Here is a 17,514-nt window from a genome sequence, read left to right on the forward strand (position 1 = left end):
TCAAAGTGAATGGTTAAATAATGAGAAGACTTATCAATTTAGCATATTTATTGTCTTTAGGAGTGTTTTTGGTTTCATGTGCTACTGCAGAGCGTTTGCAAAAGCGTGGCGACAACTTTTTGGCATTGGGCGAATATGCAGAGGCCTCAGGTCAGTACAAACGTGCTTATAATCTGACATCACCTAAAGACCACGAGAAACGCGGCTTTCTCCAATATCGCATGGCTGAATGTTTCAGAAAATATGGCTATACCGCTCGTGCAGTAGGTGCGTATAAGAGTGCTGCTCGTTACAATTACACAGACACTTTAACCTACTATTGGGAAGGTGAGATGCTTCGCAAGCAGGGAGATTATAAAGGTGCTCGAAAGGCATACGAGAGTCAACTTGAAATTACCCCCAAACATGAAGGATCTCTTCAGGGGCTTACATCTTGCGACATATCGCCAGACATCAAGGCGGCAGGTTCGGCTTACAGTGTGAAAATTGAGCCACTATTTAACGGAAGTCGTGCAGATTATTCCCCTGCTTTTATGGGCACCGAAGCCGATCAGTTGTACTATTCCACGACACGTTCTCAAGCCACTGGGGACGACTACAGCGGCATTACAGGTGAGATGGCAGCCGACATCTACTATAGCAAGAAAGATGACAAAGGAAATTGGACACGCCCTGAAGGCGCTGAAGGCAACCTAAACAGCGAATTTGATGAAGGTGCCTGCCAATTCAGTGCTGACGGTAAGACGATGTATCTCACGATTTGTCGTACTGATGCCGACTATCCGAGAATGGCAGAAATTTGGACGGCTAGTCGCAGCGATGCAACATGGGCCAAGCCACAACAACTAAAAATAACAAGCGATACTTTATCAAGTTATGCTCATCCCGCTCCGAGCGCTGATGGTCGTTGGTTGTATTTTGTCAGCGATATGCCGGGAGGATTTGGTGGTCTAGATATCTGGCGCGCCTCTTTAAGCAGCAAGGGCGTGGGTACGGTAGAAAACCTCGGTCCCAAAATTAATACAAAAGGCGACGAAATGTTTCCCACCACACGTTACAATGGTGAACTGTACTTTTCTTCCAACGGAAAGGAGGGGCTTGGCGGTTTGGACATATTCAAAGCGGTGGAAGATACCGTGAACAAGACATGGATTGTGGAACACCTGCCTGCCCCGATGAACTCAAATGGTGATGACTTCGGTATGACGTTTGAAGGCAAACACAATCGCGGCTATTTCTCATCAAACCGTAGCACTGGCGGCAGAGGTTGGGATAAGATTTATTCTTTCAGTTATCCGGAAAGACTAACGACAGTGAAAGGCTGGGTGTATGAACAAGACGGATATGAACTCACTACTGCACAAGTGTACATGGTAGGTGATGATGGCACTAACGAAAAGGTGGCAGTCCTTAGTGATGGGTCCTTTGAGCGTGAAGTGAAACCTGGAGTGAACTATGTTTTTCTTGCTGTTTGCAATGGTTTCTTGAACTACCAGAATGAATTGAAAGTACCCGAGCATCTCACCGAAGAGACACAATACGTACTTCAGTTCCCTATGCCAAGCATGAACATTCCCGTCCTGGTCCGCAATGTCTTCTACGAATTCGACAAAGCCGACCTTACTCCAGAATCAGTAGAGGCTTTGGACCGACTCGTAAAACTTCTCACACAGAACAAGCATATCACTATCGAACTGAGTTCACATTGTGACTATCGTGGCGAAGACGACTATAATCTTGCTTTGTCTCAACGTCGCGCAGAAAGTGTGGTAAACTATCTTACGGAACATGGAGTTTCGGCAGACCGTCTTCAAGCCAAAGGCTATGGCGAGAAGCGTCCGAAAATTGTCAACAAGAAACTCACCGAGACGCACACATTCCTCCATACAGGAGACACGCTCACGCTGGACTACGTACTCAAACTTGATTCTGCCAAGCAAGAGGTTTGCAATGCTTTGAACCGCCGCACTGAATTTCGTGTATTGCGTACAACTTACGGACTATTCGACGAGAAGGGTAATGTTAATGTTGACGCTGTGAAGGCCGATGTCAAGAACAATGCAGCACTGAAAGAAGAGGAAGATAAGGAGAAGGCTGTTGGCAAAAAGGAGGAAGAGGAGAAAGAGGCTGAAGACGAAGTATTTGAATATGTGGAATAGAAAAAATTCAGATGATTTCCATTCTCATTCCCGTATATAATTATGACTGCACGATACTAATTAAGGCATTGTGCAGTCAGTGTGTATCTCTACGGGAGTCAGATAACGATTTTGATTATGAGATCATCTTAGGCGACGACTGCTCCACTGACGAGTCCTGCATTACAGCATTATCAGAAATTGCAAAACTGCCCAGATGCCGTTTGTTACACCAAGACGTCAATATCGGCAGGGCTGCCATACGCAATCGTCTTTACGAAATTTCATGCGGAGATTACTTGCTATTCATCGACTGCGATGCAGAAATAGTGAGTGATGATTTCGTGAAGCGTTATTACAACGAGCGTCAAAACGCTGATGTGATATGTGGAGCACTTTGCAATCCTTCTGAAAAGCCTTATGGCTGCGAATTGCGTTATAAATACGAAAAGGAAGCCGAACTCGCAGGACAACGAAGTGTCTCCTTCCGCACAGCACGACCTTATGACATGCTCTCCACATTCAATATCATGTTTCGTCGTGAAGTATTTGGTAGCATACTTTTCGATGATCGTTGCACTGAATATGGCTATGAAGATGTCTTGATGGGTATTCGCCTAAAAGAAGAAGGTTACAGCATACTACACACAGACAATGCTCTTCTTCATCGCGGCATAAACAGCAACTCATCCTTTCTTAAAAACACAGAGGCAGGCATTCGCGCACTCTATCGCATAGGCGAGCCGCTTCTCTCCCACTCCAATCTTGCCAATACGGCACTCCGCCTGAAACGTTGGCACTTGATGGGTGTTTTTATCTTTTTCTTTAAGTTGTTCAAGTCCATCATCAGGAGCAACTTATTAGGGCGCCACCCCTCGTTACTGCTTTTCAAAGTTTACAAATTAGGGTATTTATGTGCATTGATGGACAAACAAGAAGATTTATAGGCCTTTATACCCTGATTATCCATCAAATATTCGTAATTTCGCGCCCGAAAACAAAAAAGCGAAAAATAGCATGATTACAGTATCAAACCTTGCCATTCAATTCGGTAAGCGCGTTTTGTACAAAGACGTCAACATGAAGTTCACGTCGGGCAATATCTATGGTATTATCGGTGCCAATGGTGCCGGCAAATCAACCTTATTGAAAGCCATTTCCGGCGAGTTGGAACCTACGAAAGGAACAGTAGAGATGGGGCCAGGCGAGCGACTCTCTGTATTGAGTCAGGACCACTTCAAATTTGATGAGTTTACAGTTTTAGATACTGTAATGATGGGTCATACCGTGCTTTGGGATGTTATGAAAGAACGCGAGACCTTATATGCCAAAGAGGACTTTAGCGATGAAGACGGCATCAAGGTGGCAGAACTTGAAGACAAGTTTGCTAGCATAGGTGGCTATACGGCAGAGAGCGATGCTGGCGAGTTGCTCAGTGGTCTCGGTATCAAAGAGCATCTCCACGGCAAACTTATGGGAGAGCTTAGCGGTAAGGAAAAAGTGCGCGTAATGCTTGCACAGGCACTTTTCGGAGAGCCTGACAACCTTCTTCTCGATGAGCCTACCAACGACTTGGACTTGGAGACTGTGGAATGGCTTGAGGACTATCTCGGTAACTTCGAGAACACTGTACTTGTAGTGAGCCACGACCGCCACTTCCTTGATCAAGTTTGTACTCACACCATTGACATCGACTTTGGCAAAGTTACACTCTTTGCAGGCAACTATTCATTCTGGTACGAGAGTAGCCAATTGGCTCTTCGTCAGGCGCAAAATCAAAAATTGAAAGCCGAAGAAAAGAAAAAACAATTAGAAGAATTCATTCGCCGTTTCTCAGCCAATGTTGCCAAGAGTCGCCAGACCACAAGTCGTAAGAAAATGCTTGAGAAACTCAATATAGAAGAAATTAAGCCTTCTACACGCCGCTACCCGGGCATCATCTTCCAAATGGAGCGTGAACCAGGCAACCAGATTCTTGAAGTGAACGACATGAAGGCTGTTACCGAAGACGGTACTGTGCTCTTCGACAAACTTAGTTTCAACGTTGAAAAAGACGAGAAGGTGGTATTCTTGAGTCGTGACCCACGTGCCATGACTGCCTTGTTTGAGATTATCAACGGTCATGCAGAGCCTGCTGAAGGCAGTTACAAATGGGGTGTTACGATTACGACAGCATATCTACCCTTGGATAATACAGAGTTTTTCAAGAGCGAAATGAATATGCTCGACTGGCTGAGCCAATATGGTCAGGGCAACGAAGTCTATTTCAAGGCCTTCTTGGGCAGGATGCTGTTCAAAGACGAAGACGTACTAAAGAAGGTGAACGTACTCAGCGGTGGTGAAAAAATGCGTTGCATGATTGCTCGTATGCAGTTAAAAAATGCAAACTGCCTTATTCTCGACACCCCTACCAATCATCTTGACATGGAAAGTATTCAGGCCTTCAACAACAACCTAAAACTCTTCAAGGGCAATGTGCTCTTTGCCAGTCATGACCACGAATTTATTAACACTGTGGCAAACCGTATCATCGAACTTACGCCAAATGGATGTATCGACAAGTTGATGAACTACGAAGATTACATCTACGATACTCACATCAAGGAATTAAAGGAAAGACTTTATGCCAAGTAAGAGAATACTGTGTTGAGAAAAAGAATGCTGTACTAATGTGCAGCATTATTTTTTTAGAAGGCATATAAAAGTATGCTTTATTGGCATAAAAGTTGCAATTGTAAAAGCATAAAAAGATATAAAAAAATGGAAGAGGAACAAGAAGAAAGAAAAGAAGAACATGTTTTCAATGAAGAAAACGAAGTTACGTTAGAAGTACCTAAAACAGAGGGTTCTAATGAAGAAACTACTGAAAATGTTTCTGAAGAAGACACTGTCGTTTCTGAAACTGACAAAGACTTAGTTGAATCAAAAGAAACAGGCGAAGAAACGCACGAACTCACAACAGAAGAACTTTTGGCAAAGACTGAAAGAGAACTGACGGAGACAAATGACAAATATCTCCGCCAAATTGCTGAATTTGACAACTACCGTAAGCGCACGCTCAAGGAGAAGGCTGATCTCATTCTGAATGGTGGCGAAAAGGTGCTGACGAGTTTGTTACCCATTCTCGATGACTTTTCGCGTGCTCTTGAGAACATAGAAAAGAGCAACGACATTGAGGCACTGAAAGATGGTGTAAAGTTGATATCCGACAAACTCTTCAAATGCCTTGCAGAACAAGGACTGCAGAAAATTGAAACAGAAGGTCAGGATTTTAATACAGACTATCATGAGGCTATTGCCATGATTCCTGCGCCAAGCGATGAAGAAAAAGGCAAAGTTATGGATTGTGTGCAAACGGGTTATAAACTCAACGATAAAGTAATTCGCCACGCCAAAGTGGCAGTAGGCCAATAACTACAGAACTGATACCAAGAAAGGAAAATCATGGATTTTTACGAGATATTAGGTGTAAAAAAAGACGCCACGGCAGACGAGATTAAGAAGGCATACCGCAAGGCAGCGCTGAAATACCACCCCGACCGCAATCCTGGCGACAAGGAAGCCGAGGAGAAGTTCAAGGAGGCCGCTCGTGCTTACGAGATTTTGAGCGATCCCGACAAGCGTGCCCGCTATGACCAGTTTGGCGAAGCAGGCATCAATGGTCAGGGTTTTGGTGCACAAGGTATGGACCTTAATGACATCTTTTCACATTTCAGTACCATATTTGATGAAATGGGTATAGGTGGTTTTAGTGGTTATAGCCGTGGTCCACGCCGTGCACAGTTCAGAGGCAGCGACTTGCGGATGAAGGTAAAACTCTCACTTTCAGAGATTCAGAATGGCGCAACAAAGAAGTTTAAGGTGCATAAGGACATACCTTGTCCTGACTGCCACGGCACTGGTTGCGTCAACGGCAGTCAGCCTGTCACTTGTCCGGACTGTAATGGTCAAGGTTTTGTTCTTCGTCAACAACGCACCATTTTCGGTACAATGCAGTCGCAAGAAACCTGTCCAAAGTGCCATGGAGAAGGCACCATCGTGAAAGACCCTTGCTCTCGCTGTCACGGTGAAGGTATCACGAAGGGTGAAGAGATTGTTGAAATCAACATACCTGCCGGTGTGGAAGAAGGTATGGTGGTTACTTCACGCGGAAAGGGCAACGCTGCGCGTCATAATGGCATAGCCGGCGACCTTCAGGTTCTTATTAGTGAAGAAACCGACAAGTCGCTTATTCGTAATGGCAATGACCTGATTTACAACTTATTACTTACTATACCCCAAGCAGTATTGGGCGACAGTGTGGAGATTCCGACAGTAGATGGTAAGGTACGTATCAAGATTAAGCCTGGTACTCAACCAGGCACAGTTCTTGCTCTTCATGGTAAGGGTTTGCCCTCTGTTAACAGTTACCATACAGGTGATTTACTCGTCAATATCAGCGTTTACATGCCTGAAAAATTGAGCGACGAAGAGCGGAAATTCTTTGAAAAAATGAAAGACAGTGCCAACAGCAAAGGCAACGAGAGCATCAAAGACAAGATTTTCCGTACATTCAGGAAATACTTCGACCAATAAAAGAAATTATACTCATTAGAATAATGGAGCGGTAAATGTGTCCGCTCCTTTTTTCAGACTTTTGCAAAATGGACAACCGTTACCAACATGCTATAGGTTATTTGTTTAATGCAGCTCCTTTGTTCCAAAATATAGGTGCTGGAGCCTATAAACCAGGACTGCAAACAACGAAAACGCTGGATGCTCATTTCGGACACCCACACCGCAACTATAAGACCATCCATGTGGCAGGCACTAATGGTAAAGGTTCCACAGCACACACACTTGCTGCCATCTTGCAGTCTGCAGGCTATCGCGTTGGGCTTTACACCTCGCCACATCTTGTGGATTTTAGGGAACGTATTCGCGTTAATGGTAAGATGATTCCCAAAGAGCGCGTTGTACGTTTTGTTGAAGAAGAGCGATTCTTTTTTGAGCCATTGCACCCTTCATTCTTTGAAATTACCACTTCGCTTGCCCTACTCTACTTTGCTGAAGAAAAAGTGGATGTTGCAGTTATAGAAGTAGGGCTTGGTGGACGCTTGGACTGCACTAACATCATTCAGCCCGAACTTTGCATTATTACCAATATCAGTTTTGACCACACTTCATTTCTTGGCAACACACTTGCAGAAATTGCGAGTGAGAAAGCAGGAATTATGAAAAAGGACGTTCCTGTTGTTATCGGCGAAGCATTAGCAGAGACGAAACCTGTATTTCTGAACAAAGCGAAAGAAGTTGGTGCACCCATTTATTTTGCAGAAAAGGAAGACGAACTTAACAGCATTACCGAAAATGCAGAAGGTTTTGAATATACCACAAAGACTTGGGGCACTTTTCGTGGGGAACTTCGAGGAACTTGCCAACAGAAAAACACCAATACCATTCTATCAGCACTGAAACACCTAAAAGGTTTCAATATTAGCACAAAAAATGTGCATGAGGGATTCGAAAATGTCATGACATTGACAGGTCTTGCAGGACGCTGGCAGACCATCCACGAACATCCTCTCACGATTTGCGATACAGGTCATAATGCTGGTGGTTGGCAATACTTATCAAAACAACTTGAATCACTCAGCAAGAAGCACCATCTACACGTGGTTTTCGGGATGGCAAACGACAAGGACATTGATGGTGTACTCGCAAGTCTTCCTAAAAATGCCACCTACTACTTTACACAAGCAAGTGTTCACCGCGCTATGCCATTTGACTCTCTTCTTGACAAAGCACTTCAACATGGTCTTACGGGAACAGGTTATGCCACTGTAGGCGAAGCTTACGATACGGCATTGGACCTTGCAAAAGAAAGCGATGCCATCTTCGTTGGTGGCAGTAGTTTTGTGGTAGCAGACTTGCTGGCACATATCGAGTTGTAAATGGAATCAAAAGGAGAAAAGAGTTTCTTTATTTTCAGCATTTTTCACTAAATTTGCATTGACTTTGATTTGCACACACGATGAGTAGATAAATCTTTCATTACAATCTTGACTACAGTCATAGTTCTGTAAGAATAAAGAAACAATGCAGTTGTGAAATTGGATAAGGACATAGAGAACATTATTTCTCAGGGTAAAGACTTTGCTCTGTATCGTCTGCCCTTGCAAACGACATGTCATTTCATCGATGGGCAGAAACCAACAAAAGAAGTGCAATCGTTGTCGAGATTATGCGACATTGAAGGTTTCTTGATTTCTCCTTTTTCAACGGACGGATGCGAAAAAACGCTACTTATTCGCGGAAATAATCTGTGCTTTGAATTGCCCACAAACGGAGACTATTTACACATAGATTATCATTTGAATAATGAAAAGTCTTCTTACACAGAAGATTTTGAACGATTTTCTTCTGCGCTTCGTGATGGAGATTTGAAAAAGATTGTGTTAGCTCGCAAACCATTTATACAAATAGATTACAATGCCAATGAGACTTTACATTTTTTTCTAAAAGCCTGCAATCTATACCCTCGTAATTTCGTAACGCTTTGGCATACATCATTGAGCGGGACATGGCTCGTTGCTACACCAGAATTGTTGTTAGAACAAGAAGGAAACACGTTCCGAACAATGGCGCTTGCTGGCACACGTAGCATCCATGAAAAAGATGTTGTAGATGTAGAGAGTTGGGATGCTAAAAATCGACATGAGCAACAAATGGTGGCGGACTACATTTCGGGGATTTTGAACGACAAAGGCACAATTGTGGAAAGCGCAGGTCCCTATCCATCACAATCGGGCGAATTGATGCATCTTCGTACGGATTATACTTTTAATTCGACATCGCCTGTTGGGGATATTTTATCAAGTCTCCACCCCACTCCTGCTGTTTGCGGGTTCCCTAAGCAAATTGCATATGACAAGATAGTTTCATTAGAAAGTATTGACAGGGAATACTATGCTGGTTTTTGTGGTCCACTCAATATCAACAAAAGAAGCGGACTTTACGTTACGTTGCGGTGCATGAAGTTCGTACAAGGTGGTGCTTATGCATACGCTGGCGGCGGACTATTGAAAGAGAGCAATGCTTCAGAAGAATGGACCGAAACATGCCGCAAGATAGAAACCCTACTTAAGATTTTAGAATGATGTACTGCGACAAGACATCCGTCAACATATTATCAGCCTTATTATTGGAACATGGCATTCAGGACATTGTGGTTTGTCCCGGCGCTCGTAATGCTGCGCTTGTTCACAATTTCCATAAGATGTCCTTAGAGGCCTGTATGACCCTTTACCCTGTTACAGACGAGCGTTGTGCTGCATTTGTGGCCTGCGGACTCTACTATGCCAAACGTCAACCGGTGGCTGTATGCGTTACTTCCGGGACGGCCTTGCTTAACACGCTTCCTGCTGTAGCAGAGGCGTATTACCAACACATTCCACTTTTAGTTATTTCTGCAGACAGGCCCGCAGAAGCGATTGGCCAACTTGACGGACAAACCTTACCCCAAGAGGGTGCTTTGATGCCATACGCCAAGACCATTGTGCTGAACGAGAATAATGTGCATTGGTGCGAGCGGGCTTGTAATGAAGCCCTTCTTGCTTTGCGTCATGATGGTGGCTGTCCCGTCCATCTCAATTTGCCCATCTCTCGTCCCCTTTTCAATTTTAACGTAGAGCATCTTCCAACAGTCAGGAAAATTGAAGAGTTTACTCCAAAAACTGATAATGAAACGTTGCCAAAGCATATTATTGAAAGGATTTTCAATGCGCGTCTGCCACTACTCGTAGTGGGTCAACTGTTCCCAAAGAACGTAAATGATACAAGAAGCAAAGTTTTACATAGCGCTCTCGACCATTTAGAGTCCACGGACGGTATTTTGATTATGCCGGAAATCATCAGTAACTGCAATTATAGTTATCGCACGGTATCATACGAGTATTCTGATGAACAGCATGAACTGAAACCCGACCTTGTGGTACACATTGGTGGCAATTTCGTTCACAAACGCCTACGCAAGACGTTAAGAGAACAAGAATGTCCTGTTGTTCGAATTGAAGAGCGACAAAACGACTTTCCTGACACTTTTTACCATCTTGACACGATTGTACGATGTTCGCTCGCAGGTGCCTTGTCTCAATTAGCAAACAGACTCGAAGAGAAACAAGACGTAGTCAGTGAAAAGGCATATTTCAAAGGATTGCTATGCAAGGAAAGGAATGATTCTATTTTTTGTGAAGCAGGAGCAATGGCGCTTGTAAGCGAAAAAATCCAAAACAAGATACAAATCATTCATTTAGGGAACAGTAGTGCGGTACGTCAAGCCTCCCACTATTTTGAAGATGGACCCGATTTCTACTGCAACCGCGGCGTGAACGGCATAGAAGGCACACTCTCTGCTGCAGCCGGACATGCTTTGGGAACTGATGAACAGGTGTGTGTTATTTTAGGCGATTTAAGTTTCTTCTACGACAGTAATGCGCTGTGGAACTGCAAATTAGGAGGAAATTTGAACATCATCATGTTCAACAACAAAGGCGGTGGTATATTCAGAGAACTTGAAGGTCTGGACGCTTCTCCTGCCACTGAAGAGTATGTTTCTGCACGGCACAACACTTTTGCCAAAGGTATTGCAGAAAGTTATGGCGCAGAATACATAGAAGCGACAGACTACGATGAACTCGCTTCCGCCCTCGATGTGATGATAAACCAGAAAAGGTCACGCCCCATTATTATTGAAATTACGATTAAGCAATAAATATATGAGAAATTGGACGACTATTAAGTCCTACGAAGAAATCTGTTTCGATTTCTTCGAAGGCATTGCAAAAATCACTATCAATCGCCCCCGTTACCGCAATGCCTTTACACCAAAGACTGTTCAAGAAATAAGCGACGCTCTGGTGTATTGTCGTGAGAGTCAGGATGTGTGTGTGGTGGTGCTAACTGGTGCAGGTGATAAAGCCTTTTGTTCAGGTGGCGACATGAACGTAAAGGGACGTGGCGGATATGTAGGTGGTGACGGAGTGCCCCGTCTTAATGTGCTCGACGTACAGAAGCAGATTCGCTCTCTTCCGAAGCCCGTTATCGCCATGGTGAATGGCTATGCCATCGGCGGAGGTCACGTACTCCACTTGATGTGCGACCTCACCATAGCCTCTGACAATGCAATTTTCGGACAAACAGGTCCTAAGGTTGGTTCCTTCGATGCAGGCTTTGGTGCATCATATCTTGCTCGCATAGTAGGTCAAAAGAAAGCCCGTGAGATATGGTTCCTATGTCGTCAATACTCTGCGGCAGAAGCCGAACGCATGGGTATGGTCAACAAGGTTGTACCATCAGAACGACTGGAAGACGAAGTAGTGGATTGGGCAAAAACCATGATGGAACGTTCTCCTCTGGCTCTTCGTATGATAAAGGCTGGTTTGAATGCTGAACTTGACGGACAGGCGGGCATTCAGGAACTTGCCGGCGATGCCACAATGCTCTACTATATGCTCGATGAAGCACAAGAAGGTGGTCGTGCTTTCTTAGAGAAGCGCAAGCCTGACTTTTCAAAATACCCCAAGTTGCCATAGCGTTTTATTCAGATGGGACTTCAGATTGACATCCTGCCACGAACACTTCATTTCAAGCAGCCCGCAGGCACCTCGCGCGGCATCTACACTGAGCGCCGACTTTGGTACGTGCGCCTTACATCTGCCGATAATTCTCAACTTTTTGGGCTTGGTGAATGTGCTCCACTTTTTGATCTCAGCGCAGAATATAACGATGATTATGAGCGCGTGTTGCATCATGAGGCTGAAAAATGGAACAAGGAGGGACATTACGATGAAGATTCTCTGCGAGACAACCCATCTATACTGTTTGGTTTTGAGACAGCCCTTTTATCTGCAAAAGCATCATTACGCGGCAATTATCTCCGACTATATGATACATCTTTTACGAGAGGTGAGACGGGTATTCGCATCAACGGATTGGTCTGGATGGGCAATTATGACGAAATGCTGCAGCGCATGCATGAGAAATTGTCTTCCGGTTTCAAATGTATCAAGATAAAAATCGGTGCCATCGCTTTCGACGAAGAACTCCGGCTCATTCAATTACTACGCAAGGAGTTTGACAGAAACATGGTAGAAATTCGCGTAGATGCCAATGGGGGTTTTCCTCCAGAAGAGGCGCCAAAAATCATGGAGTTGCTTTCGAAATACGACATTCATAGTATTGAACAACCCATCAGACAGGGTCAGTGGGACAGCATGGCGACTATTTGCAATCAGTCGCAACTTCCGGTTGCACTTGATGAAGAATTGATAGGTGTTAATAACACTTCAAGAAAAGCGGATTTGCTTGACACGGTTCGTCCGAACTATCTTGTACTCAAACCCACCTTGCATGGTGGTCTGAAAGGCTGTGAAGAATGGATGGCATTGGCTCGGGAGCGTGGAATAGGCTACTGGGTAACCAGTGCTTTGGAGTCTAACGTTGGGCTTAATGCTATTGCTCAATGGGTGTCTTACTTAATGGAAATTCATCCGAAGGACTTTTCGGACTATTATCAAGGTCTTGGCACGGGACAACTATTTATAGACAATTTCAACGACACATCGCTTTTTATCAAGAATGGTGCACTATGGATGAGTTAACAAGATTTAAGTCGGAAGAAGCCGCTTTTCGTGAGCGATGGTATGATGACAGCACAGCACTCGAAGTGTGTACTTCAGGCAGCACAGGTTCGCCAAAGAAGATATTTGTGGATAAAAACAAAATGGCAGCCAGCGCCACGCATACTTGTCGCTTCTTAGGACTTAATCGCGGTGACAGTGCCCTTCTTTGCATGCCGTTAGAATACATTGCAGGACAAATGATGTGTGTCCGGGCATATACGCATGGCTTGCGGCTTGTCATCGTTCCTCCCAGTTCCCGTCCTTTGCGTAACTTGGATACTCCCATAACTTTTGCAGCCATGACACCGATGCAGGTGTTTGAAACACTACATCATCCAGAAGAAAAAGCACGTCTTTCCCATATTCGACAGTTAATAATAGGTGGAGGTGCCATCAGTGATAATCTCAGCGATGAATTACGCGACTTTCCTCATGCGGTATGGAGCACCTACGGCATGACCGAGACACTTTCTCACATTGCCATGCGGCGGCTTAATGGTAAAGAGGCATCCGACTGGTACACACCTTTGCATGGCGTTAAGATTACTCTAAATACAGAATCGTGTCTTGTAATTGACGCGCCTCATGTCTGCGACAGAACGCTTATCACGAACGACATTGCCGAGATGCACATTGATGGCAGTTTTCGCATATTGGGGCGTAAGGATAACGTGATTTGCAGCGGTGGCATCAAGATGCAAATTGAAAGCATTGAGGAACGCATTGGAAAATTGGAGGCAGACTATGCTATCACTTCATTGCCTGATGAAAAATACGGCGAAATCATTGTTATGCTTCATACGGGATTGTCGGAAGAAGAAACCATGGCTATTTGTCGCGCTCATCTAAATCGTTATGAAGTGCCCAAACGTCTGATTTCCTGTCATAAAATTCCAAAGACAGGTTCTGGAAAAATCGCTCGTCAAGAAGTAAAAAAAATGGCTATGAAATTATCCTCCATTCAATGAAAGATTATTTCGACTTTAAGCATTACCGGATTTATCACGACCGCTGCGCCAATAAGGTGGGCACCGACGGTGTGTTGCTCGGTGCGTGGGCAGATGTGTTAGGCGATGAGCGTTTGCTTGACGTTGGTACTGGTAGCGGGATAATTGCTTTAATGATTGCTCAACGAACAGAAAAGGCTTTGATTACAGGAATTGAGAGCAACAAGGACGCGGCAGAACAAGCGGCAGAGAATATCCTTCATTCGCCATATCAACCACGAATAGACATTGTGAATGCTGATTTTAACAATTGGTTGACTGAAGAGCATTTTGACCACATTGTCAGTAACCCTCCATATTTTGATGAAGATGTTCTCCCTACAGATGAAGCACGAAGTTCGGCACGACACACAACTTCACTTACACTTGAAAACCTGATTAGGAAAAGTAAATCGCTTCTCACTGAAGATGGGAAAATCTCTTTGATTATGCCTTACCAACAATTAAACCGCATAAAAAGCATCTGCACCTTGGAACGGCTGCATCTGCATCGCGAAACAGATGTCATAACGACAACAGGAAAAATGCCAAAACGCTGTTTGCTCACATTTGGTAAACGCCAGAGAACAAAGTTGATACATAACACACTGCAACTGTTAGAAAAAAATGGTTTACGAACAGTGGAGCATACGGAACTCACCAAGTCATTTTATCTTTGGTAAATCACAAAAAAAATAAGATTATAAATGAAACGTCTTTGCAAGTTTATTTCTGATTATATGGGCATATTGGTGCTACTGACTGCAGTATTAGCACTTTTGTTTCCCAGTGTCTCATCTCATATAAAACCGACGCTTATCAATCCGCTCTTGGGTATAATTATGTTCGGGATGGGTATGACGCTTAAGTTAGACGACTTCCGCGTGGTATTCAGCCGTCCCAAGGATGTGTTAATAGGCTGTATGGCTCAGTTCACTGTGATGCCATTGTTGGCATGGTTGCTTGCGCATATATTCTCACTTGATGAGGCGCTGACCATTGGTGTTGTACTTGTTGGTTGCTGTCCAGGCGGAACGGCATCGAACGTCATTACCTATCTGGCAAAGGGCGACCTTGCGTTAAGTGTTGGTATGACAGCCACTTCTACGTTGTTGGCACCAGTATTGACGCCATTGCTCGTATGGATTCTGGCTGGCAAGAATGTAGATGTTGACATTATCGGTATGCTACTAAGCATCCTTTGGGTTGTCATTCTGCCCATCGTGGCAGGTTTGATAATCAAGACATTTTTGCCAAAGTTCTCGGAAAAGGCAACGGCTTATCTACCCGCTCTGTCTTCGCTTGTCATTTGTATCATTGTGTTCATCGTGATAGCCGCCAATGCTTCAAAACTTTTATCTGGTGGACTCATCATTATCCTCGTTGTTATACTCCACAACCTCTGCGGACTGACCTTGGGGTACGCAATAGGAAAAGTTACTGGCATGAAAGCCTCCAAGCGACGCGCTGTCAGCATAGAGGTGGGTATGCAGAATTCCGGCCTAGCCTCCAGCCTCGCCACCATCCATTTTGCAGCATACCCCATGGCAACCATCCCAGGTGCCATATTCAGCGTATGGCACAACATCAGCGGTGCTGTTGTCGCTCGGATTTATGGTAGGGAGGAGAATTAGACTGCGTTTTCAAAAAAAATTTTAAATCTTTAGATGAAAACACCTGTTATTTAAGTTTTTTATTAAATTTGCGGTGTCGCAGGGAGAAATCTGCGACCAAGGAAGCGTTTTGATTTATCCTGTATTCTGAAATCGCCAATTTCACAAAGCAAATAGGATTAAATGATAGCGCTCATCTGTGATATATAGATTCATGCAAGCACTCACGCTGTGTGACCTCCTATATGTTTCACAGCGTGAGGTTATTGTTGTTCATTATTTGCATGGTGTTTGGCGATACCAAGAATACAATGAGCTTAACAAGTCTTCACGCTTTTCTTTTCACTATATAGAAGCATTAAGATATAAACTGATATAATGAAATCAACGCTTATACATATATTATCAACGATTGGATTTTTTGATGTCTTATCGCTTCTCATCTTATGTACTCCTCTTGCCTTATTTTTTAATCTTTCGAAGTTAGACCCTACATATTGGTTAAGCAATTTTTCAACGAATCATAATCAACTCACAACGAAAACTTTATATGAAATCTATAACGCCAACCACAATGGAGATGACGAAATTAATGAAATTCTAACACTTGTTGATGTCAAAGATATTACTAGTCGAAAGAAATTGGCTACTCTCATTGACACCATATACAACATGAATCCAATTGGTATAGCAGTAGATTTCATGTTTCCATCTCCACAAGAAGTATCGACTGACAGGGCTTTGGTTGAAACTGTAAAAAAGGTAAAAGACAAGACTTTTTTTGCGTATATGTTAAAAGATTTTGACAAACAATCTAACTCTTTTTGTAATTCAGAGCATTCATTCTTTCTGAATCCAAATTATCCTGAATGGTTTTGCGATTCTGTTAAGGAAGGTTACGCTAACATGAAAAACAACGGAACTAGTGAATCTGTATGGAAATATAGTGTTGTTGAAAAAATAAATAACAAAAAAGTATTCTCTTTACCAGCGATGCTTATAGGAGAAGAATGCTTTAACGATTATCAACCACATGAGTCTTATATTATTAACTATAAAAGAATTAATGTAAAGAAACTATCACCTGATAGTTTAGATTACAACAAAATCAAAGACCATTTTGTTATTGTTGGTTCATACAAATATAGTGGAGATAGATTTGACAGTCCTTTGGGCATGATCCCGGGCATGCTCGTACATGCCTATATAGTACAATCAATAAATTGCGACACCGTGACTGAGCAATCCCCCACAGGAAATTTTCGTATGACAGTTACAGCTTTGTTAATACTTATTATTGTATTAATCTTGACAGACGTTTTTGTCTATTTTTTAAGAATAAAATGTAATTATACATTTGGAGCCATGATTATTGATGGTATTTTTCCATCAATATTCATAGGCATAATTGCAGTTGTGCTAGTAAAAGCTTATAGTTATCATTTACTAATGGACAATAACGTTTTTGCGCATGGACAATCTGCAATAAATGGAATTCTTATTGCGGCTGCAATCATTAAAGTTATATACACATCACTTATTATTTATCTTAGTAGACATAAAACTTGTAACAGAATTTGCAGTTTCTCTATTTATTATAAAATCAATAATCATTAATTATTATGAGAAGAAGCGTTTTAGCCAGTATTTTATTCCTTATTTGCATATTCACTTTTGCCGGACAAAAGTATACTGCATTTATAGTTAAAGGTAATATCACTATTGTTGTAAATGGGCATAGTCGCTTAATGAAGAAGGGTGATGTCCTTGATGAAACGATTTTCATAAACGTACCTCAAGGGGCTTTCCTTACGCTAAGAAGTAATGACAAAAGACACACTATAACCATGAACAAAAACTTTAAAGGTACGATAAAACAAATGAAGAAAATACATGGGGCGAGAGTCAAGCGCACAGTTACATTTATGGATATCATAAGAGGTAAAACTTCTGACGATTTTGTAAATGAAATGTCAGTAGGAGGGTTTAATACAAGAGGTATATTTTGTTCAGAAGAAGAAAAAAAAGCATTTAAAGAGCTTGAACTATTATTTGAAGAATCAGGTTTATTAGATTAGTAGTGAGTCTATTTAATTTATTGTTAAAAACAGAATAA

15 protein-coding genes are annotated in these 17,514 nt (G+C 42.9%); all 15 read left to right on the plus strand.

The features are described from left to right. Positions 1-20 precede the first annotated feature (20 nt). The 15 genes from porE to C7Y71_RS01915 all read left to right on the plus strand — a co-directional run bounded on the left by porE (position 21) and on the right by C7Y71_RS01915 (position 17,476). On the plus strand, positions 21-2,159 hold the full coding sequence (gene porE / locus C7Y71_RS01845; RefSeq protein ID WP_111897762.1) for a PorE family type IX secretion system protein: 2,139 nt from the start codon (positions 21-23) through the stop codon (positions 2,157-2,159). 11 nt (positions 2,160-2,170) lie between these two features. After that, complete coding sequence (locus tag C7Y71_RS01850; RefSeq protein WP_111897761.1) at positions 2,171-3,085, plus strand: glycosyltransferase family 2 protein; 915 nt, start codon at positions 2,171-2,173, stop codon at positions 3,083-3,085. 70 nt (positions 3,086-3,155) lie between these two features. After that, complete coding sequence (locus C7Y71_RS01855; RefSeq protein ID WP_111897760.1) at positions 3,156-4,772, plus strand: ABC-F family ATP-binding cassette domain-containing protein; 1,617 nt, start codon at positions 3,156-3,158, stop codon at positions 4,770-4,772. Between the two features lie 126 nt (positions 4,773-4,898). After that, positions 4,899-5,552, plus strand: coding sequence for a nucleotide exchange factor GrpE (locus tag C7Y71_RS01860; RefSeq protein WP_111897759.1), 654 nt, complete (start codon positions 4,899-4,901; stop codon positions 5,550-5,552). A gap of 30 nt (positions 5,553-5,582) precedes the next feature. Further along, positions 5,583-6,713, plus strand: a complete 1,131-nt coding sequence (dnaJ, locus tag C7Y71_RS01865; protein ID WP_111897758.1) for a molecular chaperone DnaJ — start codon at positions 5,583-5,585, stop codon at positions 6,711-6,713. A 68-nt stretch (positions 6,714-6,781) separates the two neighbouring features. Next, positions 6,782-8,071: a bifunctional folylpolyglutamate synthase/dihydrofolate synthase gene (locus C7Y71_RS01870; protein WP_111897757.1), complete on the plus strand. Its 1,290-nt coding sequence runs from the start codon at positions 6,782-6,784 to the stop codon at positions 8,069-8,071. 159 nt (positions 8,072-8,230) lie between these two features. After that, the gene (locus C7Y71_RS01875; RefSeq protein ID WP_193215940.1) at positions 8,231-9,277 is read left to right on the plus strand and encodes a chorismate-binding protein; all 1,047 of its coding nucleotides are present in this window, start codon (positions 8,231-8,233) and stop codon (positions 9,275-9,277) included. Continuing rightward, positions 9,274-10,890, plus strand: coding sequence for a 2-succinyl-5-enolpyruvyl-6-hydroxy-3-cyclohexene-1-carboxylic-acid synthase (gene menD, locus C7Y71_RS01880; protein WP_111897755.1), 1,617 nt, complete (start codon positions 9,274-9,276; stop codon positions 10,888-10,890). The genes C7Y71_RS01875 and menD overlap by 4 nt, the downstream gene beginning before the upstream one ends. A gap of 4 nt (positions 10,891-10,894) precedes the next feature. Further along, positions 10,895-11,710, plus strand: coding sequence for a 1,4-dihydroxy-2-naphthoyl-CoA synthase (menB, locus tag C7Y71_RS01885; RefSeq protein ID WP_111897754.1), 816 nt, complete (start codon positions 10,895-10,897; stop codon positions 11,708-11,710). A 12-nt stretch (positions 11,711-11,722) separates the two neighbouring features. Continuing rightward, the gene (locus C7Y71_RS01890) at positions 11,723-12,778 is read left to right on the plus strand and encodes an o-succinylbenzoate synthase (RefSeq protein ID WP_111897753.1); all 1,056 of its coding nucleotides are present in this window, start codon (positions 11,723-11,725) and stop codon (positions 12,776-12,778) included. Next, complete coding sequence (locus tag C7Y71_RS01895) at positions 12,766-13,767, plus strand: AMP-binding protein (protein ID WP_111897752.1); 1,002 nt, start codon at positions 12,766-12,768, stop codon at positions 13,765-13,767. Before C7Y71_RS01890 ends, C7Y71_RS01895 begins: the two co-directional genes overlap by 13 nt. After that, entirely contained in the window at positions 13,764-14,468 is a 705-nt protein-coding gene (locus tag C7Y71_RS01900; RefSeq protein ID WP_111897751.1) for a tRNA1(Val) (adenine(37)-N6)-methyltransferase, read from the plus strand. The genes C7Y71_RS01895 and C7Y71_RS01900 overlap by 4 nt, the downstream gene beginning before the upstream one ends. Positions 14,469-14,492: 24 nt before the next feature. Further along, positions 14,493-15,419: a bile acid:sodium symporter family protein gene (locus C7Y71_RS01905; protein ID WP_111897750.1), complete on the plus strand. Its 927-nt coding sequence runs from the start codon at positions 14,493-14,495 to the stop codon at positions 15,417-15,419. 357 nt (positions 15,420-15,776) lie between these two features. Continuing rightward, positions 15,777-17,015 (plus strand): CHASE2 domain-containing protein, encoded by a 1,239-nt coding sequence (locus C7Y71_RS01910; RefSeq protein WP_111897749.1) that lies wholly within the window; start codon positions 15,777-15,779, stop codon positions 17,013-17,015. Positions 17,016-17,020: 5 nt separating this feature from the next. Then, a complete protein-coding gene (locus C7Y71_RS01915) occupies positions 17,021-17,476 on the plus strand; it encodes a hypothetical protein (RefSeq protein ID WP_111897748.1) in 456 nt (151 codons plus the stop codon). Positions 17,477-17,514 lie beyond the last annotated feature (38 nt).

Source organism: Pseudoprevotella muciniphila (assembly GCF_003265305.2).
GTDB lineage: Bacteria > Bacteroidota > Bacteroidia > Bacteroidales > Bacteroidaceae > Alloprevotella > Alloprevotella muciniphila.

Bases quoted from the DNA above. Each gene is read 5' to 3' on its own strand.
- C7Y71_RS01890 (WP_111897753.1), top strand. From the start codon at position 11,723: ATGGGACTTCAGATTGACATCCTGCCACGAACACTTCATTTCAAGCAG.
- C7Y71_RS01895 (WP_111897752.1), top strand. From the start codon at position 12,766: ATGGATGAGTTAACAAGATTTAAGTCGGAAGAAGCCGCTTTTCGTGAG.
- menD (WP_111897755.1), top strand. From the start codon at position 9,274: ATGATGTACTGCGACAAGACATCCGTCAACATATTATCAGCCTTATTA.
- C7Y71_RS01905 (WP_111897750.1), top strand. From the start codon at position 14,493: ATGAAACGTCTTTGCAAGTTTATTTCTGATTATATGGGCATATTGGTG.
- C7Y71_RS01915 (WP_111897748.1), top strand. From the start codon at position 17,021: ATGAGAAGAAGCGTTTTAGCCAGTATTTTATTCCTTATTTGCATATTC.
- porE (WP_111897762.1), top strand. From the start codon at position 21: ATGAGAAGACTTATCAATTTAGCATATTTATTGTCTTTAGGAGTGTTT.
- C7Y71_RS01850 (WP_111897761.1), top strand. From the start codon at position 2,171: ATGATTTCCATTCTCATTCCCGTATATAATTATGACTGCACGATACTA.
- dnaJ (WP_111897758.1), top strand. From the start codon at position 5,583: ATGGATTTTTACGAGATATTAGGTGTAAAAAAAGACGCCACGGCAGAC.
- C7Y71_RS01855 (WP_111897760.1), top strand. From the start codon at position 3,156: ATGATTACAGTATCAAACCTTGCCATTCAATTCGGTAAGCGCGTTTTG.
- C7Y71_RS01910 (WP_111897749.1), top strand. From the start codon at position 15,777: ATGAAATCAACGCTTATACATATATTATCAACGATTGGATTTTTTGAT.
- C7Y71_RS01860 (WP_111897759.1), top strand. From the start codon at position 4,899: ATGGAAGAGGAACAAGAAGAAAGAAAAGAAGAACATGTTTTCAATGAA.
- C7Y71_RS01900 (WP_111897751.1), top strand. From the start codon at position 13,764: ATGAAAGATTATTTCGACTTTAAGCATTACCGGATTTATCACGACCGC.
- C7Y71_RS01870 (WP_111897757.1), top strand. From the start codon at position 6,782: ATGGACAACCGTTACCAACATGCTATAGGTTATTTGTTTAATGCAGCT.
- menB (WP_111897754.1), top strand. From the start codon at position 10,895: ATGAGAAATTGGACGACTATTAAGTCCTACGAAGAAATCTGTTTCGAT.